This window comes from Pseudomonas neuropathica, assembly GCF_051174785.1.
Lineage (GTDB): Bacteria > Pseudomonadota > Gammaproteobacteria > Pseudomonadales > Pseudomonadaceae > Aquipseudomonas > Aquipseudomonas neuropathica_A.
The window spans coordinates 5,755,216-5,779,792 of record NZ_CP195111.1 but is presented as its reverse complement, the minus strand read 5'-3'; the positions used below and the strand labels follow the sequence as shown (position 1 = coordinate 5,779,792).

The following is a 24,577-nucleotide window of genomic DNA, read 5'->3' as shown; positions in this document are numbered from 1 at the left end:
ATGGAACTGGCCAGCCTGATCGGACGCCTCAACCCGGACAATCGTCGCGCCCTCGAACGCGCCGCCCAGCGCTGTTTGCAGCGCGGACATCACTTTGTCGAGATCGAACATCTGTTGCTCGAACTGCTCGACATCGAAGGCGGCGATCTGACTTTTCTGTTGCCGCGCTTCGGCCTCGAACGTGACGCCCTGACAGCCGAAATCAACAAAGCACTGGATCTGTTCAAGGCCGGCAGCACGCGCACGCCAGCACTGTCGTCGCACACCTTGGGTTTGCTCGAAGACGCGGTGGTCCAGGCCAGTGTCTTGGGGCTCGACAGCATCCGTTCCGGATTGCTGTTGCTGGCGTTGGTTGATCGCGATGAGCGCCGCAGTCTGTTGCTCAACAGTGCCTCGTCGTTGTTGCGGATTCCCAAAGAAGCACTGCGCGCGAACCTGCTGGAGTGGACGGAAAACTCTCGCGAGCATGTCGGCCCGCGCGCTGTGCCTTCTGCAAACCCGGCAGCGCGCCAGGACTCGGTGCTCGATCAATACACCCAGGACCTGACCGCCGACGCCCATGCCGGGCGCATTGATCCGATCGTTGGCCGCGACGGCGAGATTCGCCAATGCATCGACATTCTGTTGCGGCGTCGACAGAACAACCCAATTCTGGTCGGCGCGCCGGGTGTTGGCAAAACCGCCGTGGTCGAAGGCCTGGCCCTGCGCATCGCCGCCGGAGACGTGCCGCCATCGTTGCAGGAAGTCAGTTTGCGCGTGCTGGATCTGGGTCTGTTGCAGGCCGGTGCGGGGATCAAAGGTGAATTCGAACAGCGTTTGAAACGCGTGATCGATGCGGTGCGCAGTGCCGACAAACCGATCATCCTGTTTATCGACGAAGCGCATACGTTGATCGGTGCGGGTGGTGCCGAGGGTGGCAGCGATGCGGCCAACCTGTTGAAACCGGCGCTGGCCCGTGGCGAGTTGCGCACCCTCGCCGCCACGACATGGCTGGAGTACAAAAAATACTTCGAGAAAGACCCCGCCCTCGCCCGCCGCTTTCAACTGGTGCAGGTTGAAGAACCGGACGAAATCACCGCCGTGGAAATGCTCCGTGGCGTCGCCGCCAAACTCGAACAGCATCACGGCGTGCAGGTGCTCGATGCGGCTATTCATGAAGCGGTGAAGCTCTCGCACCGCTACATTTCCGGCCGCCAATTACCGGACAAAGCCATCAGCGTGCTCGACACCGCGTGCGCCCGGGTCGCCCTCGGCCAGCACGACGTCCCGCCGCCGCTGGAAAGCCTGCGCCATCGCCAGCAAAGTCTGCAAGAGGAAGTCGAACGCCTGCGCCGTGAACAGGCCACCGGGCTGGTCCACCGCGAACGCATCACGCTGCTGGAAAGTGAGTCCAAGAGCAACGTGCAGGCGATTCGCGAACTGCAAACCCGCTGGGGCGAAGAGCGTGTGGCCGTGCGCGAACTGCTCGATACCCGGCGCGAACTGCTGGCCTTGAGCGAACGCGCCGACAGCGACAAACCCGATGAAGCCACCGACAGCCGCATCGATCATTTGGCCGCCGAACTGCTGCGCCTCGAGGCTGGGCTCGATGCGATCCGCCAGGACGATCCACTGGTACCCGAGCAGGTCGATACCAAAACCGTCGCCGCCGTGATTGCCGGCTGGACCGGCATCCCCGTTGGCAAAATGCTCGCCGACGAAGCCCACGCGGTGCGCACCCTCGGCACGCGCATGGGCCAACGGGTGATGGGCCAGAGCACCGCGCTCAACACCATCGCCCAGCGCTTGCAGGCCTACCGCGCCGGACTGACCGATCCGCAAAAACCGGTGGGTGTGTTCCTGCTGGTCGGCCCAACCGGCGTCGGTAAAACCGAAACGGCTTACGCCCTGGCCGATGCGTTATACGGCGGCGAACGCAACCTGATCAGCATCAACCTTTCGGAATATCAGGAAGCGCACACCGTCAGCCAACTCAAAGGCGCACCACCGGGTTATGTCGGTTATGGCAGCGGCGGCGTCCTGACCGAAGCGGTGCGGCGCAAACCCTATTCGGTGGTGTTGCTGGATGAGATCGAAAAGGCCCATCCGGATGTGCTCGAGGCGTTCTACAACGTCTTCGATAAAGGCTTGATGGAGGACGGCACCGGCTTGGTGGTGGACTTCAAGAACACCGTGATGCTCGCCACCAGCAACGTCGGCGCCGAGCTTTTGCTCGACACACCGGTTGCACAACTCGGCTCGGAAGCCTTCAACGAGGCTCTGCATAAGGTCTTGCTGCAAGCGTTCCGCCCGGCGTTTCTGGCGCGGATGACCGTGGTTGCCTATCGGCCGCTGGATGAGGCGACGCTGGAAGGGATTGTGCTCGCCAAGCTTGAGAAGTTGCGTGGCCGCTACAAGGCAGCGACCGGCAAGCAGTTCGAGTTTGATTCGGGAATTGTCAAAGCAGTGCTCGCCAAATGCAGTGCGGCGGGTGCGCGGGATGTCGAAAATGTATTGATGACGCAGGTGACGGGGAAGTTGGCGGAGTGGGTATTGGAATAAATCAGGAAACGCTAAAAAAGGGAATCGTATGTTCAAAAGAAGCCCATACATCGCCAAATCCTTGTTTCGACCGGGAACCATGGCGAGAAACTTTCACACCTCGCGCGATTTGATCGTAACGCAACAGGTCAATACCAATGACTGTACGCGGGCCTCTATCGCCACCATCCTCAACCATTTGGCAAAGCAAAAAATCGCTTCCATTTCTGGTGTAAACGATTTTTTGCTGGAGCGATGTGCAGAGTATCGCAGCCGTAACATCGATGGATTGCAACCAGCCCTTGAGACTAAAGCGGCCATCGATCTTTTTAAAAAATACGGCTTTTTTGCTCAACGAATGAATCTCGACAGCAGCATGTTGATTAATCGAGTCGAGTTGGAAAAGTTGATGTTCCCGTTGCAAAACGGGTTGATCCTTGCCAGCACTCAACCGCCTGGAAACCCCTCCACGCTAGGCCATTCCGTGGTCATCACTGACGTTTTCTACAATGATGTTGCAAAAGAACTCAACGTTGGCATTTTCGACCCCTACCCGATGCGTGACAGAGACTGCAATGGAAGAAGGACACTCAGCATCCACGATATTTTGGGTGTGGATCTGAATGCACTCATTTATGTGAGCTCAAATGAAACACGTAACTAGAAAGCTGCAGGGGATGTGATCAGTGCCTGAAACATTTTCTGGCGTGGATGGCGGTGTACGCAGACAACCAACTGGAGAAAAACAATGTCCATTCACGAGGTAAAGTTCGACGGAAAAGTCATCGCCCGAGTCAATGTCAGTGCGGCAGCGGCTAAGAAAACACACGCCATTGTGGGAGAGCCCGTGGGCGACGCGAAAAGTCGTGAGTTCGTGGCGATTGCAAAGTTATTTGAAGCCAACAGGCCGTCAAAAACGGATCTGAGCTGCATTGCCCCCACCGACGACAGCTATGACGTCGGGGTCTTGATCGCAGGTATTTTGTATCAGGCCGATATCAAAACCATCTATCCGAGTTATGAGTCCCGCCAGGGTTTCGGGACGCTTCTGGATAGTTTGATAGATGTAATGGATAAAAGTCTGGACAAGGAACACCGTCAGGGAAATATCTGCCTGTTCGACCTTTCCTATATTGAAGAGGGGCTCAGGCAATCAATGAGCAGCATCATTCACAACACATCACAAACGTCGATGACACTGGAATATGATTATTACGAGCAGCAGAACCATTTCATTCTCCCCACCAAATATGAATATCACTTCGGCAACTGGTACCACTGATACAAAAGGAGAACGTTATGGCTAACGTTGCAAGTATTCGCGAAACACTGGCGCTTTCGGATGTTGAAAGAGGGGTGATCGCTCGCATCCAAGCAGTTAACGACGATATTGCGGGTCATGTGGGCAACATTGATTTCAACAATCCGGGAGCATCGGCTTCACTTGGCTTTCATGGCATACGCAGCGCTCACGGAATCGGCAGTTTCAATGTAAGTGTCCAGAACATTGGATTTTTAAGAACGCTATACCCTAATAGAGGTTCAATCGGAAACCTCTATCAATCGAACACCATGAACAAGAAGAAAATCAAGCTTTGCTGGCTCTGTTACTCCGAGGCAGCGGCGACAGGGCACGCAAATAACCAAATTCCAACTCTCGTCGAGTTCAGCGGAACAGGAGGCGGAAGGTTATTACTTGAATATGCCAGAGACTTACTGTTTTACACGCCTGACCACTATACGACGTACTTTCTCGTGACTCTGGATAACCTTCCAGTCCGAACCATGGCCAACTGGTGATGCACAGACAGGCGTGAGCGTAGATGCACAACCCGACACGGCCATTGAGGATGTTCGATGCCACGATCCACCGACAGCAACACCTCGTTCTCCCTCACCGCCACTTCGCTGTCGGCGCTTTATCCTGAGTTTCTGTCCGGTGAAGAAGCGCTCAATGCGCTCGGTTCGCAAATGCTCAGTGGCCTCAACGATGGCGCCTCGCTCACCCTGACCACTGCCGTCGCCACCCATGTCACCACTACCCTGCACAACGACGCGCAACTGCGCCCCTTCGACGCCTTGGTCGCCGAGATTCGCCAACTGCCTGCCGATGCCACCGCCGAACGCTATCAGTTGGTATTAAGACCATGGCTCTGGTGGCTGACCCTCGCGAGCAACAACCGCGTGTTCCAGAACCTCGCCACTTCAGACATTGTCACGACGATTTTCAAGGCCCACGGCTTCACCGATTTCAAACTGTCGCTTACCGGCAGTTACACCCCGCGCGAATATTGCGTGCAGTACAGCGAAACCGATTTCGCCTTCGTCTCGCGGCTGCTGGAAGAAGAAGGCATTTTCTGGTTCTTCACCCACGACGAAGGCAAGCACACCCTGGTGCTCGGCGACAGCAACGATGCCTTCGTACAAATACCCAACGGGCCGACGGTCAAGTACCTGGGCCAGGGATTGGGCGAGCGTGAACTGCATGGGATCCGCTCCGGGCAAGTGTGTCTGCAAGCGGTAGCCGGGGTCTATCGGGCGACGGATTATGAGTTCACCACGCCGACCACTTCACTCTACGGCCAGGCCGAAGCCGTGGCCGGACCGCTTTCGATCTATGAGCACCCGGGCGGCTACAACGCCAAGGCTCGCGGTGATGCGCTGACCAAGCAACGGGTTGACGGCTTGCGCAGCGAGGAGCAACGCTTTGTCGGTGAAAGCGACTGCCGTTGGCTGATTCCGGGGCACTGGTTCACCCTCGACGGGCATGACGATGCAAGCCTGAATATCGATTGGGTCGTCACGCGAGTCACCCATGACGCTAGCCATGAAAGCTATCGCAATCGCTTCGAAGCCATCCCCAAAGCCACGCCGTTCCGTCCACAACGTCTCACGCCAAAACCGCGCATGCATCCGCAGACGGCCATTGTCGTGGGCAAGTCCGGTGAGGAAATCTGGACCGACGAATACGGTCGGATCAAGTTGCAGTTCCCATGGGATCGCGACGGCAAGAATGATGAAAGCAGTTCCTGCTGGGTGCGCGTGGTGTTGCCGTGGAGTGGAAAAGGCTTTGGCATGCAGTTCATTCCGCGCATCGGTCAGGAGGTCATCGTCACGTTTATCGACGGTGATCCGGATCGGCCGCTAGTGACCGGTTGCGTCTACAACGGCGACAACGCCCTGCCCTATGCCCTCCCGGCGAATCAGACGCAATCGGGGATCAAGACCCAATCGTCCAAGGGCGGTGGCGGTTTCAACGAATTGCGCTTCGAGGACAAGAAGGACGCTGAAGAGGTGTTCTTGCAGGCGCAGAAAGATCTCAACATCAACGTGCTCAACGACACCACCGCGACTGTCGGCCACGACGAAACCCTCACAGTCCAGAACACCCGCACCCGCACGGTGAAGGACGGCGACGAGACCGTGACGCTGGAGAAAGGCAAACGCAGCGTCACGATCCAGACCGGCAGCGACAGCCTCGATGTCAAAGACAGCCGTACGGTGACGGTCGGCGCCGACCAGAATCACAGCACCGGCGGCAATTACACCGACAAGGTCAGCGGCGATTACAGCCTGACGGTGGATGGCAACCTGACGATCAAGGTCAGCGGCACCCTGACCCTGCAAAGTGGCGGCAGCTTCACGATCAAGAGCGGCGCCGATCTGGCGACCTCGGCCAGCACCTCGATCACGCACAAGGCCGGCACTGCCTTGACCAATCAGGCCGGCACCTCACTGGACAACAAGGCCGGGACGACGCTGACCAACGACGCCGGAATCAGCCTGACCAACAAAGGCGCGGCCTCGCAGACCGTGGATGGCGGCGGCATGCTGACCATCAAGGGCGGTTTGGTGCAGGTCAACTGACAAGGAGCAGCCATGGCGATCACACCGCTGGATCTGCAGCAGGATGACAAGCAACTCAAGGGGCGTTTGCAGGACGGTCAACTCGATGGCCCGTTGCACATCAAGGATGACGGGCGCAAACAAGCCGATCTGCATTACAGCCGGGGTGAGCTGCAAGGCACGTCACTGCTCTATCACCCCAACGGCAAGGTCTCGGCGCAGATGCCGTTTGTGCGCGACAAGTTGCAAGGGCTGGCGAGTTTTTACGCGCCAGAAGGGTTTCTACAGCGTAAGGCGACGTATCGACGCGGGTTGCTGCATGGCGAAGCGTTCAATTACTTCCCCGACGGGCAAGTAGCGGAGGCTGAGTTTTATCGCGATGGCGTGCGTGAAGGCCCTTATCAGCGCTTTCATCCCAATGGCAAACCGGCGGTGCAAGCGCGCTATCTGAACGGGCAATTGCTGGAGCCGGAGCAAGGCTTTGCCGAGGATGGCCGGCCGTTAGGCGCGGATGGCAAGCCGATTTCACGGGTGCGCTGGTGGTATCGGCAGTGGGCGGATCCGCAGCAGGTTTGAAAACCCAGAAGAGCCCCTCACCCTAGCCCTCTCCCAGAGGGAGAGGGAACTGATCGGGGGAGATTGGCGAGTTACGCCGACGTGAAAGATATGCAGTGAATCCTTAATTGACTCGGTCGTTCGGGTCGAAAGATTTTTGGGAACACCACGGTCGGCTCCCTTTCCCTCCGCGGGTGGAGGGATCTGATCGAGGGGAGATTGGCGAGTTACGCCGACATGAAAGATATATTGTGAATCCATAATCGACTCGGTCGTTCAAGTCGATGTATCGCGATAGACACCTCGGTCGGCTCCCTCTCCCACTGGGAGAGGGCTGGGGTGAGGGACCGCAGTATTCGGATAAACGTAAAATCTCAGGGAATGAGCATCTGCATCTGCCCCGGCACCACAATCTTGATCACCCCCGCCCAGTTGCACATCAACGTGCTGTTGGCATCGATCGCCGGCATCCCGCCCAGCAACAACGTCGGCGCCCCGCCGGGAATCCACGGTGTGGCCGTCGCCGGAATACAAGGCATCGGCGTCAACACCCCCAGCGCGGCGGCAGTTGCAGCGGCGACCATCGGGTTGGCCATGCTCATGCACACACCGAACGGCAGGATATTCACCAGCGGGATGTGATCCATGATGTTCGCCGCCGGCATCCCGCCGGTCAGCGTGCGGTTCACTGGCAACACGTTGAGCATCGACGGCGCGGCGCCGAAGCTGCATTGCAAGGTGGCGGTGGCACAGACTTGCGGACAGCCCATTTTCCAAGCTCCTTCTCGCCCATGGCATACCCGCTAAACCTTAGCCTGCTGCGGCTCGTCGCGCACATTCCCAAAGGTGATTATCCGGCAACACGCTAACCTATAAGACCGACCCGCGCTTGTGGCGACCTGAACGCGCCATTAGATTAGCCAATGATGTCTGGCCTCCAAAATAAGCAGAAGGGATAAGCATGGCGCTTACTGACCAGTCCACCCGTATCCGCTCTGGCGAAGAACTCGATGCCAGCCGGATCGATCCGTACCTCAAGGCGCACATTCCGGGCCTCAGCGGCACACCTGCGATCAGCCAGTTTCCCGGCGGTGCGTCGAACCTGACCTACCTGCTGGAATACCCGGAACAGGAATTCGTCCTGCGCCGCCCGCCGTTTGGCCACAAGGCCAAATCCGCCCACGACATGGGCCGTGAATTCCGCATCCTCAATCAATTGCGCGACGGCTTCCCGTATTGCCCGAAAGCCTACGTGCACTGCACCGACGAATCGGTGATCGGCGCCGAGTTCTACGTGATGGAACGGGTCAACGGGATCATCCTGCGCTCGGAACTGCCGCCGGAACTGGGCCTCGACTCAGCGAAAACCGAAGCGCTGTGCAAGAGCTTCATCGACCGCTTCGTCGAACTGCACCGCGTCGATTACAACGCCTGCGGCCTCGGCGACCTGGGCAAACCGGAAGGCTACGTCGCGCGCCAGATCAAAGGCTGGAGCGAACGCTACGAAAAAGCCCTGACCCCGGACGCGCCACACTGGGAGGCGGTCAAAACCTGGCTCAACGACAAGATGCCGGCCGACCACCCGACCTCGAGCATCGTCCACAATGACTATCGCTTCGATAACGTCATTCTCGACCCACAGAATCCGATGCAGATCATCGGCGTGCTCGACTGGGAACTGACCACCCTCGGCGATCCGCTGATGGACCTGGGCAACACCCTCGCCTATTGGATTCAGGCCGATGACCCGGCGCCGGTGCAACTGATGCGTCGCCAGCCGAGCCACGCACCGGGCATGCTCACCCGCCGCGAGTTCGTCGATTACTACGCCGAGCGTTCGGGCATCCAGATCGACAATTTCGACTTCTACTACACCTACGGCCTGTTCCGCCTGGCTGGCATCGTGCAGCAGATCTACTACCGCTTCTACCACGGCCAGACCCAGGACAAACGCTTCGCGCAGTTCATTCACATGAACAAACTGCTGGAGCAGATGAGCTTGCAGGTCATTGCGAAATCGAGCCTCTGACGGCCCACACCCAGGAACCCTTATGTCCAAGACTCAGTTGTTCGACCTCGACGGCAAAATCGCTTTCGTCTCCGGCGCCAGCCGTGGCATCGGTGAAGCCATCGCCAAACTCCTCGCCCAGCAAGGCGCTCACGTGATCGTTTCGAGCCGCAAACTCGATGGCTGCCAGCACGTTGCCGACGCAATCGTCGCTGCTGGCGGCAAAGCCACTGCGGTGGCCTGCCACATCGGTGAGATGGAGCAGATCAGCCAGGTATTCGCCGGGATCAAGGAACAGTTCGGCCGCCTCGACATTCTGGTCAACAACGCCGCGACCAACCCGCAGTTCTGCAACGTGCTGGACACCGATTTGGGCGCGTTCCAGAAGACCGTCGACGTCAACATTCGCGGCTACTTCTTCATGTCGGTCGAAGCCGGCAAGCTGATGCGCGAGAACGGTGGCGGCAGCATCATCAACGTCGCGTCGATCAACGGCATCTCGCCGGGGATCTTTCAGGGCATCTACTCGGTGACCAAGGCGGCGGTGATCAATATGACCAAGGTTTTCGCCAAGGAATGCGCACAGTTCGGCATCCGCTGCAACGCCCTGCTGCCGGGCCTGACCGACACCAAATTCGCTTCGGCGCTGGTGAAGAACGATGCGATCCTCAAGCAGGCACTGACGCAGATCCCGCTCAAGCGCGTGGCGGATCCAAGTGAAATGGCCGGTGCGGTGTTGTATCTGGCGAGTGATGCGTCGAGCTACACCACCGGGGTTGCGCTGAATGTGGATGGTGGGTTCCTGTCCTGATCCCACTCGGGACTTGAACTGATCTTGTCCCTGTAGGAGCTGCCGAAGGCTGCGATCTTTTGATGTTGTTTGTAAAAAATCAAAATCAAAAGATCGCAGCCTTCGGCAGCTCCTACAGGGATTTGTGTATCAGGCGATGACTTTCGGTAATTGCCAGCCGAAATGCACCGACAACAACCGCAGCAGCAAACACCCCGCCCCCGCCAGCAACGCCGCCGCTACCGGTGAAACGCCCAACCTGCGGCCAATGACCAACACCGCCGCACCGACAAACGCAGAACTCGCATAGAGGTCGGCCTGCAGCACCACCGGTATCCGCGCCAGCACAATGTCGCGAATCACCCCGCCACCGAGGGCGACGATAAACGCAATCACCATCACCCCGAGCAAGTCGAGCTGACTGCGCATCGCCGCAATGGCGCCTTCCACGGCAAACACCGCCGTACCGGCCAGGTCGGCCACCAGCACAATCCGCTCAACCCGGGACTTGCGCCCCGCCGGCGCTATTGCGTGACGCAACGGGTAGTGGTGATGTGTCGAGTGACCTGCCCGTCGGCGTACATGTCGCCAGCGACCTCGGTGTTTTCGAGAACCTGACAAGTGCGTTCCGGCGGCGGAGGTGGCGCTACCGGTGGAGGGGGTGGAGGACTGGCGCAGCCAGCCAACAGCACTGCAAAAAAAGCCAACGGCAACACGCGTTTCCCGGGATGGTTCATAGGACGCCCCGCGATGAATGGAAGAGCCACTCCCGCGACCGAACCGACCACGGAAGACCTGACCACTCATTCTTTATAGCCGAGTGCCCTGCATGCGCCAGTAAAACCGCCATGTGGGGTTGTTATGGCTGTCGGTTTTGCGTTGGGGGGGTTGAGAAGGTTGGCAGATTGGAATGTGCATTGCCGGACAGGGCCTCTTCGCGAGCAGGCTCGCTCCCACAGGGATCATGTATATCTGGAAGATATTGGTCGGCTGTAAGGCCGCCATGTGGGGTTGTTATGGCTGTCGGTTTTGCGTTGGGGGTTGAGAAGGTTGGCAGATTGGAATGTGCATTGCCGGACAGGGCCTCTTCGCGAGCAGGCTCGCTCCCACAGGGATCATGTACATCTGGAAGATATTGGTCGGCTGTAAGGCCGCCATGTGGGGTTGTTATGGCTGTCGGTTTTGCGTTGGGGGTTGAGAAGGTTGGCAGATTGGAATGTGCATTGCCGGACAGGGCCTCTTCGCGAGCAGGCTCGCTCCCACAGGGATCATGTATATCTGGAAGATATTGGTCGGCTGTAAGGCCGCCATGTGGGGTTGTTATGGCTGTCGGTTTTGCGTTGGGGGTTGAGAAGGTTGGCAGATTGGAATGTGCATTGCCGGACAGGGCCTCTTCGCGAGCAGGCTCGCTCCCACAGGGATCATGTATATCTGGAAGATATTGGTCGGCTGTAAGGCCGCCATGTGGGGTTGTTATGGCTGTCGGTTTTGCGTTGGGGGTTGAGAAGGTTGGCAGATTGGAATGTGCATTGCCGGACAGGGCCTCTTCGCGAGCAGGCTCGCTCCCACAGGGATCATGTACATCTGGAAGATATTGGTCGGCTGTAAGGCCGCCATGTGGGGTTGTTATGGCTGTCGGTTTTGCGTTGGGGGTTGAGAAGGTTGGCAGATTGGAATGTGCATTGCCGGACAGGGCCTCTTCGCGAGCAGGCTCGCTCCCACAGGGATCATGTACATCTGGAAGATATTGGTCGGCTGTAAGGCCGCCTTCGCGAGCAGGCTCGCTCCCACCGAAGAGCAAGAGCAAATTGCGACCGCCCCTGCTTTTCACCACTCAACAGGATGAGCGTTAGCTCGGCTGCAGCTTTTGATCCTAGAGCCCGTCGGCAGGCTGAGTGGAGGGATTGATCCGGGGGTGGGAGCGCAGCGACCGTTCGACGAAGTCGAACACATCGAGAGGAGGTGCAGCGAAGCAAACCGTAGGCGATGCCCCCGGATCGATCCCGGAGCGAAGGAACCCCGAGCTCCAGCGAGGGGCCGAACGTCAGGGCAAAGCCTTTTGGGTTACCTTTTCGGCGTTTGGAAAAGGTGACTCGCTGTAAGAGCGAAACCGCCAGCAGCAGCCCCCCAAAAAACGGATATACACCCAAAACCCCAAGAGCCTGGTCGGCCCAAAGGCCGCCAAGCCCAAAAGCCCTAAGCCAAATCCGGATCCCGAAACGAACGCAAAGAATTGCTCTCCAGCTCATACCGCAATTCTTCAATCAAAGCATCAACCGACTCAGGCGTGCGCAGCGCATCAAGCTTCAACCCACTGATCACCAGATCCACCTGCCCCGACACCGGGTGATAAAGCTTCACGGTCAGCGAATGATCACCATCCACCAGACACTCACACGCCAGCGGCGAAAAACTGCGTTCAAGCTGCGCGCGCAACTGTGCAAGATTCATCATCAGACTGTTCCTTTAACGACTGCGAAGGGCCGCGATCCCGAGCCAAAAAGCCTCGTATCGCACCCCACCAGACTAAGAACAGACCTCACCCGCCAACACCTCAATTTGCACCATTCCAACTAGTGCATTTGCACCTCATCGCTGGCCCTTGCCACCCGAATCCCCGGAAAACAAACCACGCTCGCGCGCCCAGACAATCGCCTCACTGCGGCTGTGCACATCCAGCTTGGAATACACCGTCGCCACATGATTTCGCACCGTATTGGGAGCGAGTTTCAGCCGCGCCGCGATCTCCTTGTCCGCCAGCCCTTCACAGATCAACCCCAGCACATCACGCTCACGCGCCGTCAGATCAGTGAACGAAACGCTCGGCAGTTGCGGCGAGTTGACCTTCTTCACATTGGCCAGTTTCTCGATCAACGTACGGCTGAACCAGGAAGCGTCCTTCATCACCTCTTCAATCGCCGCCACCAATTCAAGTTCGGTGCGCTTGCGCTCGGTGATGTCCATCAACACCAGCAAATAACACGGCATGTCCTGAATATTCACGGTATCGGCGGACAGCGCACATTCGAGCAGATCGGCATCCTTCTTGCGTACCCGCACATCCACCCGATCCACCCGACCGTTTTTCGCCAGCGCCGCCAGCAACCGCGTACGCGCGCCGCTGTCATCGATGAAATCCAGCTGCGTCACGGTTTTGCCGAGCATGTCCTCGCTGTCGTAGGCCAGGGTATCGAGGAACGCCTGATTGACGTCGATCACTTGCTGTTCGTCGGCACTGCAAATCAGGATCGGCACCGGCGTCAGGCGAAACGCCTTGGCAAACCGCTCCTCGCTCTGGCGCAGCGCCACCTCGGCCTTGTGCCGTAGCTCCATGTCGACGAAGGAAAACAGCATGCAATCCTCGTCGTTGAGCGTCAGCGGCTGACCGGCGACGATCACCTGTTTGCTGCTGCCATCGGGCAGGCGCAGCTCGGCCTGCATCTGCGGAATGGTCGCGACATCGCGCAGGCGCTGAATAGCCAGATCCCGGCGTTCGGCCTGCTCGAAAATGTCGATTTCATAAGAGGAAGTGCCAATCACCTGCTCACGGGTGTAGCCCGTCATCTCCAGAAATCCCGGATTGACCTTGATGTAACGCAGATCACTGAGCCGGCAGATCACTGCCGGTGCCGGGTTGGCGTTAAACGTCCTTTCGAAGCGCTGCTCGGCGTTAGCCCAATCGGTGACATCGCTCATGATCAGCACCAACGACTCGGGCTGCCCCTCGCGATCCGTGAGGATCATGCTGCGCACGCTGTGCACCCAGATGCGGTCCGGATCGTCGATCGGCGACACTTCAATCAACACGTCATTGAAACTCTCACAACGCGCCACGCGGCTGATCGGGTAGTTTTCGGCGCTGATCGAGTGATTGTTGCGATAACGCAGATTGAATTTCTTGGCGTATTCGTCGGCATTGTGGCCCAGATCGGTGATCCGGCTGACACCGTGCATGGCCAGCGCGGCTTCGTTGGCCCAGAGAATGCTCTGATCCAGCTCCAGCAGAATCACCCCGTCGGACAGCCCGGCGATGATCTGCTGCAACTGGCGGCGGTTGGTTTCGGTGGTCAGGACTTCCTGGCTCATTGGATCTCCACAAGTGATACGCCCATGTGAAGAGTACGACCGCAGCCACCCGTGATCGTGCCGACGGCTTCAACCCGATCACCATTCCCTTGTGGGAGCGAGCCTGCTCGCGAAGGCGGTGTGTCATTTCGAAGCAGATGCCGACTGACACTACGCTTTCGCGAGCAGGCGAAGGCTTGCAGCGGATCGAGGTGCATTCGCGACTTCAAGCTTTGTCGTCTAACGTTAATACCTCATCGGATTGAGCCCCTGCCAGCTTCACCGGGCTTTTGATCAAGGAGAGACTGATGACGTCGCGTCGCAACATTGAACAGACCTATCGCGCCTGGTCCAGCCCGATTCTGCTGGAGCTGAAAAAGCGTGAACACCAAATGAAGCCGGTCGAGCGCAAGGCGCTGGAAAATGTTTTGGTGGAAAGAAGGCTGCTGGACATCGGCAATCCGGACGGCGTCGATCCCCGTCGAAACAGCGGTGACTGACATTCCGCTATCGCGAGCAGGCTCGCTCCCACAGGGTTTTGGGTAACTCACAAAGCTTGTGTTCAGCCGCAATCACTGTGGGAGCGAGCCTGCTCGCGAAGAGGACAGCACAGACACCGCCATCACATGGGCCGCGATTGCCAGCTTCGTCCCGGCGGCCCGATGAACCTGATCCTTCGCCGGTTCTCAGACCAGCAATCCGGCATTCTTCAGCAGATCGAGCAAGCCTTTCGGCACCAACGGCGCCTGCTCGCTGAAGCTTGAGTTGTCATGCCAACGCACGGTGAACGGCGCGCCGTCGCTTTCATGACCGTGAATCTGCGCTTGGACGTATACGCTCGGGTCGACAAACCTGGCGTCGTACACCTGAACGATTTCGTGACCCGGCTTGCCGTTGTAGACGAAGAGGCTTTCGAGTGTGCCGAGCAGGCGCACGTCGGTCATGGACAGGCCCAACTCCTCCTGCACTTCGCGCACGATAGCTTCGGCGCTGGTCTCGCCAAACTCGATACCGCCACCGATGGGCCGAAAGCAGGTTTGCCGGCTGACCGGGTCACGGAACGCGTTGACCAGAATCTTGCCGTCATGATGAAAAACGCAAAGTGCGAGTGCGCGGATACGTTGTTCGGCCATCAGGTGAAATCCATTTACGGGTTTTCAGGGCGCGGCATTTAAACACGAATCGCGCGCCCCCGAATATCATCCTCTGGCCGCAACTTCAGACCGGTGAGATCGTTGCGAGCAAGCCAATCAGAATGGTCAGTGTCAGAAAGCCACCCAGGAAAATCGCCATCTTGTTCATGTTGCTCTCCTCAATGCCGGGTTTGCGGTGCACGGGACACTTCGAAATGAAGGACTGTCGCGAGTGACCGCACTGCCGGGGCATTTTGAGGGTTTGACTGCGCCGGTTACAGAGTCAGATATAGCGAAAAAATACGGATCAGATGCGCATCTGATCTGCACGGGTCATAGGCGGATATTCAGCTCGATGCACAAGGGTTTCCTTTCGCCGCCGTTGATCTAGAGTCATTGCGGTGGCGCGAAGAACAACAAAAATCCCGGAGTGAACATGACTGACCTGAATCTGCAGCCCAACGTCGCCGAATCCCTGACGCAATGGCACGAAATGATCCGCACCGGCGACTTGCGCGCCTTGCCCAAGTTGCTTGACCCCAAAGCCGTGTTCCGTTCGCCGATGGCCCACACGCCCTACCCCGGCGCGCCGGTGGTGGCGATGATTCTCAACACCGTGTTCGAGGTATTTGAGGACTTTGAGTATCACCGTGAACTGGCAACGGCGGACGGACTGAATGTGATTCTGGAGTTCAGCGCCAAGGTGGGGCCGAAGGAGTTGAAAGGTATCGACATGATTCGCTTTGATGAGCGCGGCAAGATTGTCGAGTTCGAGGTGATGGTGCGGCCACTCAGCGGTCTGCAAGCCTTGGGCGAAGAGATGGGCCGGCGCCTCGGTGCTTATCTGGCGTCCGCCAAAGCCCTGTAGGGAGCTGCCGCAGGCTGCGATCTGTTGATCTTGATCTTTCAAAAGCAAGATCAAGATCAACAGATCGCAGCCTCGTTTCACTCGACAGCTCCTACAAAACTCTTTGCCATAAAAAAGCCCACTGACCGTCGCCGGTTCAGTGGGCTTTGTGCCTCTGGCAGCTAGTTACAGCGCCATGTCACGTGCAGCGTTTTCCTTCGGTGCTTCTGCTTTTCCAGCGGCAGGTGCAGCCGGAGCAGCCACCTGACCGATCACTGGCGGCGTCGGCAGTTCGAGGATTTTGGCGGTGTAAGCCCACTCTGCAGCCACTTTGGCTGGATCGCTGTTCAGCTGAGTGCCGTAGCTTGGCACGATCTGGTGCAGCTTGGATTGCCACTCAGGCGTTGCGACTTTGTCTTTGAAGACTTTCTGCAGCACGCTCAGCATGATCGGTGCAGCGGTCGACGCGCCTGGCGATGCGCCCAGCAGGCCGGCGATGGAGCCGTCTTGTGCAGCAACGATTTCGGTGCCCAGTTTCAGCACGCCGCCAGCGGCTTCATCACGCTTGATGATTTGCACGCGTTGGCCGGCTTGCCACAGGCGCCAGTCTTCGGCTTTGGCGTTCGGGAAGTATTCCTTCAGCGCGTTCAGACGGTCTTCATCCGACAGCATCAGTTGGCCAGCAAGGTACTCGACCAGCGGGTATTCCTTGATGCCGACCTTGGTCATCGGCCAGATGTTGTGGGTGGTGGTGCTGGTCAGCAGGTCCAGGTACGAGCCTTCCTTGAGGAACTTGGTGCTGAAGGTCGCGAATGGGCCAAACAGGATGACGCGCTTGCCGTCCAGAACACGGGTGTCCAGGTGCGGAACGGACATCGGTGGTGCGCCAACCGACGCTTTACCGTAGGCCTTGGCCAGGTGCTGCTCAGCGATGGCCGGGTTATCGGTCACCAGGAACGAGCCGCCTACCGGGAAGCCAGCGTATTCCTTGGCTTCAGGAATGCCCGACTTCTGCAGCAGGTGCAGTGCACCGCCGCCCGCGCCGATGAATACGAACTTGGCGTCGGTTTCGGTTTTAGTGCCGTCTTTCAGGTTTTTGTAGCTGACGCGCCAAGTGCCATCGGCATTCTTGGTGATGTCCTGGACTTCGCTCGACAGTTTCAGATCGAAGTTAGGCTTGGTCTGCAGGTACGCGGCGAACTGGCGAGTGATTTCGCCGAAGTTCATGTCGGTACCCAGCGGGCTCCAGGTGGCCGCGATTTTCTGGTTCGGGTCACGCCCTTCCATCATCAGCGGGACCCACTTCTTGATCACAGCCGGGTCTTCGGAGTACTGCATGCCGGCGAACAGCGGGCTCGCTTGCAGGGCTTCGTAACGCTTTTTCAGGAACTTGATGTTGTCATCGCCCCACACGAAGCTCATGTGCGGAGTGGTGTTGATGAACGAGCGAGGGTTCTTCAGAACGCCTTGCTGAACCTGCCAGGCCCAGAACTGACGGGAGACCTGGAACGCTTCGTTGATCTCGACGGCTTTCGGGATCGTCACGTTGCCTTTGTCGTCTTCCGGGGTGTAGTTCAGCTCAGCGAGCGCCGAGTGACCGGTACCGGCGTTGTTCCAGCCGTTGGAGCTTTCCAGGGCGACGCCGTCGAGGCGCTCGACCATTTCCATCGACCAACTCGGTTCCAGCTCATTGATCCACACACCGAGGGTGGTGCTCATGATGCCGCCGCCGATCAGCAGGACGTCGACTTTCTTTGCTTCGTCAGCATTGGCGGATGTCATCCCCATCGCCAAAGCCAGACCCAGCAGGGCTGTGTTCACTTTTTTAAACATCTGTTGCACCTATGATAAAACGCCTTCCGCCCGCCGCTGTTATCTGCATGCGATCCGCTTTGATGACGCTCAGGCTAGCGTCGCAGATTCCGGCACACTTCAATTTTGACGGGTGGGCACACAAGGCCGACGTGCTGCATCGACCTCAGTTAATGTCCCTTCTGAACTGACTTCTTATCATTATTGGCTCAGCTACTTGAGCGACAGGGATTCCGTCGGCCCGCCCAGAGGCAAGCAAACTGAATAAGGTCAAACCAAGTTGGCGCGAAGAATATCACGTCAGGGCAAACCCGCGCGTCTGTTCCAGACTTGAGAGTCTTTTTCCGCTCAGGACATTATCGGCCGACGAAGGCTGAACATGACCCCGACGATCAGCGCATTGAGGCAGTGCCCTATCTTGAAATTATCTGCTAGGTTGTACGATGACTGATGAATCAGTCATTACCCCATAACAACAAGGAAACAACCTCCATGACCAAGACCCGACTGCTGATCGGATTTCTCTGTGCCTTCAACGGTTACGCCATGGCCGCCCCTGCCCCGGCGGAAAAAAATGTCGCCCAAGCGGTGGACCATCTGACCCAGGCGATGCTGCACAAGGACATCGCCGAACTGAACGCGCTCACCGCGCCCAACCTGACTTACGGCCACTCCAGCGGCAAGATTCAGGACAAGAAGGAGTTCATTGCCGACATCGAAACCGGCAAGAGCGCGTTTAAGACCCTGGAAATGCAAAACCAGACCATCACCCTGTCCGGCGATACCGCGCTGGTGCGCCACCATTTTTCGGCGCAGGCGTTGAAGGGGACCGAAGTCGTGCCGACCGAGATCGAGAATTTCCAGATCTGGCAGAAGCAGGATGGCAAGTGGTTGCTGGTGGGGCGGCAGGCGTTCAAGTTCTGATCGGGGTTAACCGACTCTGAATAGATGTTGACTGGGCTGCCGTCTTCGCGAGCAGGCTCGCTCCCACAAGGGAATGCATTCCAAAGGTGGGAGCGAGCCTGCTCGCGAAGACGGCAGCCCAGGCACTACAAATCTTCCTGGTTACAACCGAAACCGATCCACCGATTGCGCCAGTTGCCCCGCCAGGCTCGACAACTCGTCCGTAGTATTCGCCGTTTTCCCGATTACCCGGCTGTTGCCCTCGGACATCCCGGCAATCATTTCCACCTGATGGGCAATCTCGTTACTGGCCTGACTCTGTTCGCCAATCGTGCGGGTGATGTCGTTGACCAGTTGCGTCGTGCTCAACGTCGCTTCAAGGATTTCGCGAATAGCGCGTTCGACATCCGCCGTCACCGCCATGCCCTTGTCGACCTGCGCGACGCCCGCCTCCATGCTGCTGACCGCCTCGCGGGTGCTGTGCTGAATGCGCGCGACCATCGCTGCGATTTCCTGGGTCGAGGCGCTGGTACGTGCCGCCAGACTGCGCACTTCGTCAGCCACCACTGCAAAGCCCCTGCCCTGCTCCCCGGCCCGGGCCGCCTCAATGGCAGCATTGAGCGCCAGCAGGTTGGTCTGGTCGGCGATACTCTTGATCACCTGAATGATGTTGAAAATGGCTTCGGATTCCTGATCCAGCGTGCGGATCACCTGGGCCGACTGTTGCGCAGATCGGGCGATATCGTCCATGTCGCTGACCACTTGATGAATCACGCCGCCGCCCTCCTTGGCCAGGGTCTCGGCCTGACTGGCCATGCTCAGGGCACGTTCGGCGTGGCGGGTGATTTCCTCGATGCTCGCGGTCATCTGGCTGGCGGCCGCAGCCATGGTGCCGGCAGCCACGCTTTGCTGCTGGCTACTGTCGGCGACCTGATGGCAGCCCTGGCTGAGTTGTTCGCTCATGCCACTGACGCCATGAGCATTGCGCCGTACCACGTCGATCATGTTGCGCAAGTCGCGCTGCATGGTCGCCAATGTGCGGATCAGGACACTGGCTTCGTCCTTGCCGGACGGCTCGGCGATCGGCTCGCTGAGGTTGCCGTGGGCGATGCTTTCGGCGATACGGCTGGCGGCCTTCAACGGCCCCATGATGCTCAGGATGACCCAGCGCCCCTGAATCAACAGCAACACGAGACTGGCGATCAACACCACGCCGAGCGCGAGGTTGGCATTGCGGATGGCAGCTTCGGTGCCTGCACTGGTCTGCCGGGTATTGGACTCGATCAGTTCGCTCAAAGCGGCCATCTGTTCTTCGAGCTGACTGAATGCCGTGTTGAAGGTGCCCAGTTCCTGTTGAGCGGCATCGGGATTGTCCAGCGCCAACCCGACGATCCGCTCGCCGGTGTTGATGTAGGTATCGAGGCTCGGCTTGATCTGCTCCAGCGCGGTGCGCAATGTCGGGTTGATCGGTAACTTGAGGTTGTCTTCAAGCACCTCGCGAAAATGCCCGGCATGTTCGTTGATCGAATCACGCACCTCGCTCGCCGTACTCGTGCTTTTGCCTAGCCCCACCAGCATCGCCGAGTAGACATCGGCGCGCAGGGCGTCGTGCATCATGTCGGCTTCCATGTGGTTGCGCAGCGCGCTCATGCTGACCGCGTTGTCGCTGACCGCCGAGGCCATCCGCTGGTTGCCGACGTAACTGACCAGACTCACGATCAAGGCCGTCAGCAGACTTGTCACAATCAGCAACACTAAACGCAGTTTGATCGACACCGGATTTTCCTCTCTCGTTACGCCCGTAAGCGCTTGTCAGCCTTCAGTTAAGCCTATTTGCACGGGTCTGCCGCGCCAGAGCGTGTCAGCAGGTGTCGACATGCAGGCAGACTGCCGCAAAACTTTCGGATTGCGCGGCAAGTCTCACTTTTCAACGCGCACGGCCAACGCCTTCATCACCGGTTAATGCCGGCAGGCTATTGATTCCGTCGTTCTGAATTCTCATGCAGCAAAAGGAAACGCTATGAAACGCGCATTGTGGTTGGGTTTGCTCGGCACCTTCGCCATCGGTACCGCACACGCGGCGACGGAAAAAGTCGCCATCAATCTGGTCAGCGCTGACGGCGCACCGCAGGCGATCGGCTCGGTCACCATCAGTGAAACCGCGTATGGCCTGTTGTTCACACCCGATCTGAAATCCCTGCCAGCAGGCGTGCATGGCTTCCATGTGCATGAGAATGCCAGTTGCGAAGCGGGTATGAAGGATGGCGTCAAAGGCGCCGCACTGGCCGCGGGTGGGCATTTCGATCCGCAGAAAACCGGCAAACATCTCGGCCCGTACGCTGACGGCCATTTGGGTGACCTGCCGGCGGTCTACGTGACGGCTGACGGCGTCGCCAATTACCCGGTACTGGCGCCGCGTCTGAAAAAAATCTCCGAGATCAAAGGGCACGCGCTGATGATCCACGCCGGTGGTGATAACCATGCCGACATGCCCAAACCGCTGGGCGGTGGCGGTGATCGCATGGCGTGCGGGGTGATCTGAACCCTCATGAAATAAAACCGGGCAGCCCGCCATGGTGTTGCCCGCGTCTGTCTCGCAATAGCGCAGACTTTCCAGCGCCACGGAACTCCCGCCCGCCGCGCCCCTCTCACATTATGTAGTCCTTCCCTTTTTGCTTCGCGCTTGTGGAGGAACACCGTCATGCGCAAGTTAGTGCTCGTTTCTTCTTTACTTTTATGCCTGCCGGTCGGCTCGGCGTTGGCCCGTGTTGATGCGGGTGACGTCGCCACTTCGGCCGGTGTCTCCGCGTCGCTGTACTCGACCTTCAAGGATCACAAAATGGTGATTCCGGCCCGTGACGACTTGTCTGCATTTGTCGCCAGCGGCGGGGCCATTCGTGGGGTTTATCTTGAATCGGTGCTGCAACAGGCGCGCCAGGACAATCCTGGACTCAATGCCAGCGATGAAGATCTGGCCAACGCGATTCTGGTGCATTACGAAGGCCTGAATCAGTAGCCGTCACGGATAAAGCAGCCGATGGATGGCCGCTGAAGGCGCATAGGCAAAACTGTCCGACGGCCTCTATGATGGAGGCCATGACGACTTCTGCGCCTTTGCGCTCCCCCTGCCCGCCCGGCGCCTGCATTTGCGGGCGCGACCCGTTGCTGGAGACACCTGGCGCGGATGTGCGCATCCTGCGTCTGACCCGTGAAGAAGAGAAGCGCCTGCTCGCTCGCCTCGAAATGCTCAAAGACCTGAATGACCTCAAACATCTGCAACAGCGGATGTTTGAGCAATTGGGCCTGCGCGTCGACGTCGCCCCCGGCTTCAACGAAGTGCGGACCATGCGCGGTATCGCCATTCAGATCGACGAGTTGCCCGGCTTGTGCCGCAAGACCCGTGCAGCGATCCCGGCCGCCATCCGCCGCGGCCTGGAAAACCACCCGGAAATCGCCTTCGAACTGCTCAACGCCCACGACTTGCTGCGCGACACCTGATTACTTTTTCAGGCCCAGGCGTTTGCGCATCTCAGCGGTAATGCTCTGGCGGGTTTTCTTCATGTCGGCCCATGGCTCGTCACCGACCTCCGCCAGCCGCTCGTGGACGTTGTGCACGTTCCACTGATTACCGCCCTTGATCTCGGCGACCTCCTCGCGAAATAGCGGCACCGACACCGGCAAACCTTCGCGGGTACGCGCGGCGTAAGCGCAGATGGTGGTGGCGCCCAGACCGTTGCGCAGGTAATCGATAAAGATCCGCCCAACCCGATTTTTCGGCCCGGACACCGCAGAAAAGCGGTCCGGCAACAGCTTGGCGATATGTGTGACGATAGCGTGGCTGAAGTCCTTGACCTCGTCCCAACCGAGTTTGCGGGTCAGCGGCACCACCAGGTGGATGCCCTTGCCGCCGCTGGTTTTGAGGAAGGCCTTGAGGCCCAGCTCATCGAGCACGGTCAAGGTCAGCGCCGTCGCTTCGACCATGCTTTTCCACGGCAGCGCCGGATCCGGGTCGAGGTCGAGGACGAAGCGATCAGGCTTGTCCAGATCGACCGTGGTCGCATTCCAGGTGTGCAGTTCGACGGTGCTCATCTGCACCGCGCCAATCAGCGCTTCGGCATTGTTGATCAGCATCACCGGTTGCCCGGTGACGTCTTTGTCCAGTGTGGTGATGCCGGGGATCGCCAGGCGTTCGGCGTTTTTCTGGAAGAACAATTCGCCGGCGATGCCGTCCGGGGCGCGCACCAAGGCGACCGGACGATCCTTGAGCTGCGGCAAAATCCATTCGGCGACGCTCGCGTAATACTCGGCCAGTTGCATCTTGGTGGTGCCGCTGACTGCGTCGATCACCCGATCGGGGTGCGTGATGCGCACCTTGCCGTTAGCCAGCCCGAGTTGAGACGGCGCGGTTTCGGCGTTGCTTGGAGGGGCCTTTTTCGGCGGTTTTTTCGCAGGCGTTTTTTTCTCTGCAGTCTTCACCGGTTTCGCTCGCTCCTCTGTGATGTCCTTGGCCGGTTTGTCATCGCGCAAGCCATGGAACACGGCGTGGCGTACCGAACCGTCCTTGGTCATTTCGGCAAATGCGACTTCTGCCAGCAGTTTCGGTTTGAGCCAATGCACACCTTTGACTTCGAACCCGCTGGGTGGATTGACCACCGCCGGCTTCTTCACCTGCAAGGGTTTGAGTTGGGCCAGAATGCTTTTCAACGTCGACTCGTTGAAACCGGTGCCGACCTTGCCGGCATAGCGCAATTCACCGCTGTCGCGGTCGTGCAGCCCCAACAGCAATGCGCCGAAGGCACTGCGCGAACCTTTCGGATCGGTGTAGCCAACGACGACGAATTCCTGACGATGTTTGCACTTGAGCTTGATCCAGTCGCCGCTGCGCCGCGACACATACGGCGAGCCGAGACGTTTGCCGATCAGGCCTTCCATCTGCATCTGGCAGGCGCTGTTGAGCAGTGCGTCCGGAGTTTCGTCGAAAGCTTCGGAGAAGCGCAGCAACGGTTGTTCATGGCTGCCAAGCACCGTGGCCAGCGCCGCGCGACGTTCCTCGACCGGCACTTCGCGCAAGTCGACGCCGTTGAGATAAGGCAGATCGAACAAGTAGTAGAGAATGTTGCCGCTGCGCCCGGCTTCGAAGGCATTTTGCAGGGCCTGAAAATCCGGCACGCCCTGTTCGTTGGCGACGATCATTTCACCATCCAGCCACGCCGACTCCAATCCCAGCGCCGCCAAGGCTGCGGCCTGTTGCGGCAACTTGTGCGTCCAGTCGTGACCGTTGCGAGTGAACAGTTGCACCTGATCATGATCGATGCGCGCCATGATCCGGTAGCCGTCGAACTTGATCTCGTAGCTCCACTGCCCCTCGGGCGCGCTGTCGACCAGCGTGGCCAGTTCCGGCTTGAGCTGCGTCGGCAGTCTGGCCTTGTGCGCACCGGTGAGCTTGCCGCTCGCGGGCTTGCGGGTTTTCGCCGCAGGTTTCTTCAGCGGTTTGCTTTGCTCGGCGGCCAGTTTGGGTTTGTCGACGATCGTGCGTTCGCTCAGCACACTGTCCGGCTCGGCCAGCAGCACGTCGTAATCATCTTGCGGCCGCGCGGCATCGTCCTGATGCTTGATCAGAAACCATTGTTCTTTTTTGCCCGGCATGTGCGTGCGCACCAGGTTCCAGATGCCACCGAGCTTTTCGCCTTGCAGTTCGAACTTGAGCTTGCCCTTGGCGTAGGCCTTCTGCGGATCTTCCAGCGGGATCCACACGCCGCGATCCCAGACAATTACATCCCCGGCGCCGTAATGCCCTTCGGGAATGCTGCCCTCGAACGTCGCGTAATCCAGCGGATGATCCTCGACGTGCACCGCCAGACGTTTGACCTTGGGATCGAGCGACGGCCCTTTCGGCACCGCCCAGCTCTTCAAGGCGCCATCGAGTTCCAGACGAAAGTCATAGTGCAGATGCGATGCGTCGTGCTTCTGGATGCAGAACTGCAACGCGTGATCCGTGGCGGCTTTACGCCCCGAACGCTTGACGGCGGCCGGCTCGGACGTCGCCGAGAAGTCGCGCATGCGGTTGTAGTCGTCAAGGTTTCTGCTCATTGCGCACC

At 58.7% G+C, this 24,577-nt stretch carries 22 protein-coding genes and 1 pseudogene; 14 read left to right on the top strand and 9 right to left on the bottom strand.

Annotation, left to right across the window (positions count from 1 at the left end):
* The 6 genes from tssH (at window position 1) to ACRRSD_RS26025 (ending at window position 6,942) form a co-directional block, all read left to right on the top strand.
* A complete protein-coding gene (tssH, locus tag ACRRSD_RS26050; protein WP_435036175.1) occupies window positions 1-2,541 on the top strand; it encodes a type VI secretion system ATPase TssH in 2,541 nt (846 codons plus the stop codon).
* 28 nt (window positions 2,542-2,569) lie between these two features.
* Entirely contained in the window at window positions 2,570-3,184 is a 615-nt protein-coding gene (locus ACRRSD_RS26045) for a hypothetical protein (RefSeq protein ID WP_435036174.1), read from the top strand.
* An 84-nt stretch (window positions 3,185-3,268) separates the two neighbouring features.
* The gene (locus ACRRSD_RS26040) at window positions 3,269-3,802 is read left to right on the top strand and encodes a hypothetical protein (protein ID WP_435036173.1); all 534 of its coding nucleotides are present in this window, start codon (window positions 3,269-3,271) and stop codon (window positions 3,800-3,802) included.
* A 17-nt stretch (window positions 3,803-3,819) separates the two neighbouring features.
* The gene (locus tag ACRRSD_RS26035; RefSeq protein WP_435036172.1) at window positions 3,820-4,320 is read left to right on the top strand and encodes a hypothetical protein; all 501 of its coding nucleotides are present in this window, start codon (window positions 3,820-3,822) and stop codon (window positions 4,318-4,320) included.
* A gap of 57 nt (window positions 4,321-4,377) precedes the next feature.
* The gene (gene tssI, locus ACRRSD_RS26030) at window positions 4,378-6,387 is read left to right on the top strand and encodes a type VI secretion system tip protein TssI/VgrG (RefSeq protein WP_435036171.1); all 2,010 of its coding nucleotides are present in this window, start codon (window positions 4,378-4,380) and stop codon (window positions 6,385-6,387) included.
* A 12-nt stretch (window positions 6,388-6,399) separates the two neighbouring features.
* Window positions 6,400-6,942, top strand: a complete 543-nt coding sequence (locus ACRRSD_RS26025; protein WP_435036170.1) for a toxin-antitoxin system YwqK family antitoxin — start codon at window positions 6,400-6,402, stop codon at window positions 6,940-6,942.
* A gap of 353 nt (window positions 6,943-7,295) precedes the next feature.
* On the opposite strand, the gene ACRRSD_RS26020 is transcribed toward ACRRSD_RS26025, so the two are convergent.
* Window positions 7,296-7,691: a DUF4280 domain-containing protein gene (locus ACRRSD_RS26020; protein WP_007911072.1), complete on the bottom strand. Its 396-nt coding sequence runs from the start codon at window positions 7,689-7,691 to the stop codon at window positions 7,296-7,298.
* A 191-nt stretch (window positions 7,692-7,882) separates the two neighbouring features.
* Between ACRRSD_RS26020 and ACRRSD_RS26015 the strand changes: the two genes are divergently transcribed.
* Window positions 7,883-8,950, top strand: a complete 1,068-nt coding sequence (locus ACRRSD_RS26015) for a phosphotransferase family protein (protein WP_435036169.1) — start codon at window positions 7,883-7,885, stop codon at window positions 8,948-8,950.
* Window positions 8,951-8,972: 22 nt separating this feature from the next.
* Entirely contained in the window at window positions 8,973-9,740 is a 768-nt protein-coding gene (locus ACRRSD_RS26010; protein ID WP_435036168.1) for an SDR family oxidoreductase, read from the top strand.
* Between the two features lie 129 nt (window positions 9,741-9,869).
* Here the strand turns inward: ACRRSD_RS26010 and ACRRSD_RS26005 are convergent, their stop codons facing one another.
* The 3 genes from ACRRSD_RS26005 to ACRRSD_RS25995 all read right to left on the bottom strand — a co-directional run bounded on the left by ACRRSD_RS26005 (window position 9,870) and on the right by ACRRSD_RS25995 (window position 13,805).
* Window positions 9,870-10,259 carry a trimeric intracellular cation channel family protein gene (locus tag ACRRSD_RS26005; protein ID WP_435036166.1) on the bottom strand — a complete coding sequence of 130 codons (390 nt, stop codon included), beginning with the start codon at window positions 10,257-10,259 and terminating at the stop codon, window positions 9,870-9,872.
* A gap of 1,656 nt (window positions 10,260-11,915) precedes the next feature.
* On the bottom strand, window positions 11,916-12,173 hold the full coding sequence (locus ACRRSD_RS26000; RefSeq protein WP_435036164.1) for a DUF1652 domain-containing protein: 258 nt from the start codon (window positions 12,171-12,173) through the stop codon (window positions 11,916-11,918).
* A 135-nt stretch (window positions 12,174-12,308) separates the two neighbouring features.
* Complete coding sequence (locus ACRRSD_RS25995) at window positions 12,309-13,805, bottom strand: helix-turn-helix transcriptional regulator (protein ID WP_435036162.1); 1,497 nt, start codon at window positions 13,803-13,805, stop codon at window positions 12,309-12,311.
* A gap of 287 nt (window positions 13,806-14,092) precedes the next feature.
* Between ACRRSD_RS25995 and ACRRSD_RS25990 the strand changes: the two genes are divergently transcribed.
* Window positions 14,093-14,284, top strand: a complete 192-nt coding sequence (locus ACRRSD_RS25990) for a hypothetical protein (RefSeq protein ID WP_435036160.1) — start codon at window positions 14,093-14,095, stop codon at window positions 14,282-14,284.
* A 186-nt stretch (window positions 14,285-14,470) separates the two neighbouring features.
* On the opposite strand, the gene ACRRSD_RS25985 is transcribed toward ACRRSD_RS25990, so the two are convergent.
* On the bottom strand, window positions 14,471-14,917 hold the full coding sequence (locus ACRRSD_RS25985; RefSeq protein ID WP_435036158.1) for an NUDIX hydrolase: 447 nt from the start codon (window positions 14,915-14,917) through the stop codon (window positions 14,471-14,473).
* A 436-nt stretch (window positions 14,918-15,353) separates the two neighbouring features.
* On the opposite strand from ACRRSD_RS25985, the gene ACRRSD_RS25980 reads away from it, so the two are divergent.
* Window positions 15,354-15,785 carry a nuclear transport factor 2 family protein gene (locus tag ACRRSD_RS25980; protein WP_435036156.1) on the top strand — a complete coding sequence of 144 codons (432 nt, stop codon included), beginning with the start codon at window positions 15,354-15,356 and terminating at the stop codon, window positions 15,783-15,785.
* Between the two features lie 165 nt (window positions 15,786-15,950).
* On the opposite strand, the gene mqo is transcribed toward ACRRSD_RS25980, so the two are convergent.
* Window positions 15,951-17,597, bottom strand: coding sequence for a malate dehydrogenase (quinone) (mqo, locus tag ACRRSD_RS25975; RefSeq protein ID WP_435036154.1), 1,647 nt, complete (start codon window positions 17,595-17,597; stop codon window positions 15,951-15,953).
* Window positions 17,598-18,068: 471 nt separating this feature from the next.
* Here mqo and ACRRSD_RS25970 point away from each other — a divergent pair, with 471 nt between their 5' ends.
* Window positions 18,069-18,500 (top strand): nuclear transport factor 2 family protein, encoded by a 432-nt coding sequence (locus ACRRSD_RS25970; RefSeq protein WP_435036152.1) that lies wholly within the window; start codon window positions 18,069-18,071, stop codon window positions 18,498-18,500.
* A gap of 141 nt (window positions 18,501-18,641) precedes the next feature.
* Here ACRRSD_RS25970 and ACRRSD_RS25965 read toward each other — a convergent pair whose 3' ends face one another.
* Together ACRRSD_RS25965 and ACRRSD_RS25960 are read right to left on the bottom strand one after the other, a co-directional pair.
* Window positions 18,642-19,367 carry a methyl-accepting chemotaxis protein gene (locus ACRRSD_RS25965; protein ID WP_435038545.1) on the bottom strand — a complete coding sequence of 242 codons (726 nt, stop codon included), beginning with the start codon at window positions 19,365-19,367 and terminating at the stop codon, window positions 18,642-18,644.
* 132 nt (window positions 19,368-19,499) lie between these two features.
* Window positions 19,500-20,255: pseudogene (locus tag ACRRSD_RS25960) on the bottom strand (MCP four helix bundle domain-containing protein); the annotation flags it as partial.
* 244 nt (window positions 20,256-20,499) lie between these two features.
* On the opposite strand from ACRRSD_RS25960, the gene sodC reads away from it, so the two are divergent.
* From sodC to ACRRSD_RS25945, 3 genes are all read left to right on the top strand, one after another.
* Window positions 20,500-21,021, top strand: a complete 522-nt coding sequence (sodC, locus tag ACRRSD_RS25955) for a superoxide dismutase [Cu-Zn] SodC (RefSeq protein WP_435036150.1) — start codon at window positions 20,500-20,502, stop codon at window positions 21,019-21,021.
* Window positions 21,022-21,180: 159 nt separating this feature from the next.
* A complete protein-coding gene (locus ACRRSD_RS25950; RefSeq protein ID WP_034152501.1) occupies window positions 21,181-21,495 on the top strand; it encodes a DUF2388 domain-containing protein in 315 nt (104 codons plus the stop codon).
* An 80-nt stretch (window positions 21,496-21,575) separates the two neighbouring features.
* The gene (locus ACRRSD_RS25945; protein ID WP_435036149.1) at window positions 21,576-21,977 is read left to right on the top strand and encodes a hypothetical protein; all 402 of its coding nucleotides are present in this window, start codon (window positions 21,576-21,578) and stop codon (window positions 21,975-21,977) included.
* Here ACRRSD_RS25945 and ligD read toward each other — a convergent pair whose 3' ends face one another.
* The gene (ligD, locus tag ACRRSD_RS25940) at window positions 21,978-24,569 is read right to left on the bottom strand and encodes a DNA ligase D (RefSeq protein WP_435036147.1); all 2,592 of its coding nucleotides are present in this window, start codon (window positions 24,567-24,569) and stop codon (window positions 21,978-21,980) included.
* Window positions 24,570-24,577: the final 8 nt, after the last annotated feature.

Excerpts from the sequence above, each read along its gene's own strand:
- tssH (WP_435036175.1), top strand. The coding sequence starts at position 1 with ATGGAACTGGCCAGCCTGATCGGACGCCTCAACCCGGACAATCGTCGC.
- ACRRSD_RS26045 (WP_435036174.1), top strand. The coding sequence starts at position 2,570 with ATGTTCAAAAGAAGCCCATACATCGCCAAATCCTTGTTTCGACCGGGA.
- ACRRSD_RS26040 (WP_435036173.1), top strand. The coding sequence starts at position 3,269 with ATGTCCATTCACGAGGTAAAGTTCGACGGAAAAGTCATCGCCCGAGTC.
- ACRRSD_RS26035 (WP_435036172.1), top strand. The coding sequence starts at position 3,820 with ATGGCTAACGTTGCAAGTATTCGCGAAACACTGGCGCTTTCGGATGTT.
- tssI (WP_435036171.1), top strand. The coding sequence starts at position 4,378 with ATGCCACGATCCACCGACAGCAACACCTCGTTCTCCCTCACCGCCACT.
- ACRRSD_RS26025 (WP_435036170.1), top strand. The coding sequence starts at position 6,400 with ATGGCGATCACACCGCTGGATCTGCAGCAGGATGACAAGCAACTCAAG.
- ACRRSD_RS26020 (WP_007911072.1), bottom strand. The coding sequence starts at position 7,691 with ATGGGCTGTCCGCAAGTCTGTGCCACCGCCACCTTGCAATGCAGCTTC.
- ACRRSD_RS26015 (WP_435036169.1), top strand. The coding sequence starts at position 7,883 with ATGGCGCTTACTGACCAGTCCACCCGTATCCGCTCTGGCGAAGAACTC.
- ACRRSD_RS26010 (WP_435036168.1), top strand. The coding sequence starts at position 8,973 with ATGTCCAAGACTCAGTTGTTCGACCTCGACGGCAAAATCGCTTTCGTC.
- ACRRSD_RS26000 (WP_435036164.1), bottom strand. The coding sequence starts at position 12,173 with ATGATGAATCTTGCACAGTTGCGCGCGCAGCTTGAACGCAGTTTTTCG.
- ACRRSD_RS25995 (WP_435036162.1), bottom strand. The coding sequence starts at position 13,805 with ATGAGCCAGGAAGTCCTGACCACCGAAACCAACCGCCGCCAGTTGCAG.
- ACRRSD_RS25990 (WP_435036160.1), top strand. The coding sequence starts at position 14,093 with ATGACGTCGCGTCGCAACATTGAACAGACCTATCGCGCCTGGTCCAGC.
- ACRRSD_RS25985 (WP_435036158.1), bottom strand. The coding sequence starts at position 14,917 with ATGGCCGAACAACGTATCCGCGCACTCGCACTTTGCGTTTTTCATCAT.
- ACRRSD_RS25980 (WP_435036156.1), top strand. The coding sequence starts at position 15,354 with ATGACTGACCTGAATCTGCAGCCCAACGTCGCCGAATCCCTGACGCAA.
- mqo (WP_435036154.1), bottom strand. The coding sequence starts at position 17,597 with ATGTTTAAAAAAGTGAACACAGCCCTGCTGGGTCTGGCTTTGGCGATG.
- ACRRSD_RS25970 (WP_435036152.1), top strand. The coding sequence starts at position 18,069 with ATGACCAAGACCCGACTGCTGATCGGATTTCTCTGTGCCTTCAACGGT.
- ACRRSD_RS25965 (WP_435038545.1), bottom strand. The coding sequence starts at position 19,367 with ATGGCTGCGGCCGCCAGCCAGATGACCGCGAGCATCGAGGAAATCACC.
- sodC (WP_435036150.1), top strand. The coding sequence starts at position 20,500 with ATGAAACGCGCATTGTGGTTGGGTTTGCTCGGCACCTTCGCCATCGGT.
- ACRRSD_RS25950 (WP_034152501.1), top strand. The coding sequence starts at position 21,181 with ATGCGCAAGTTAGTGCTCGTTTCTTCTTTACTTTTATGCCTGCCGGTC.
- ACRRSD_RS25945 (WP_435036149.1), top strand. The coding sequence starts at position 21,576 with ATGACGACTTCTGCGCCTTTGCGCTCCCCCTGCCCGCCCGGCGCCTGC.
- ligD (WP_435036147.1), bottom strand. The coding sequence starts at position 24,569 with ATGAGCAGAAACCTTGACGACTACAACCGCATGCGCGACTTCTCGGCG.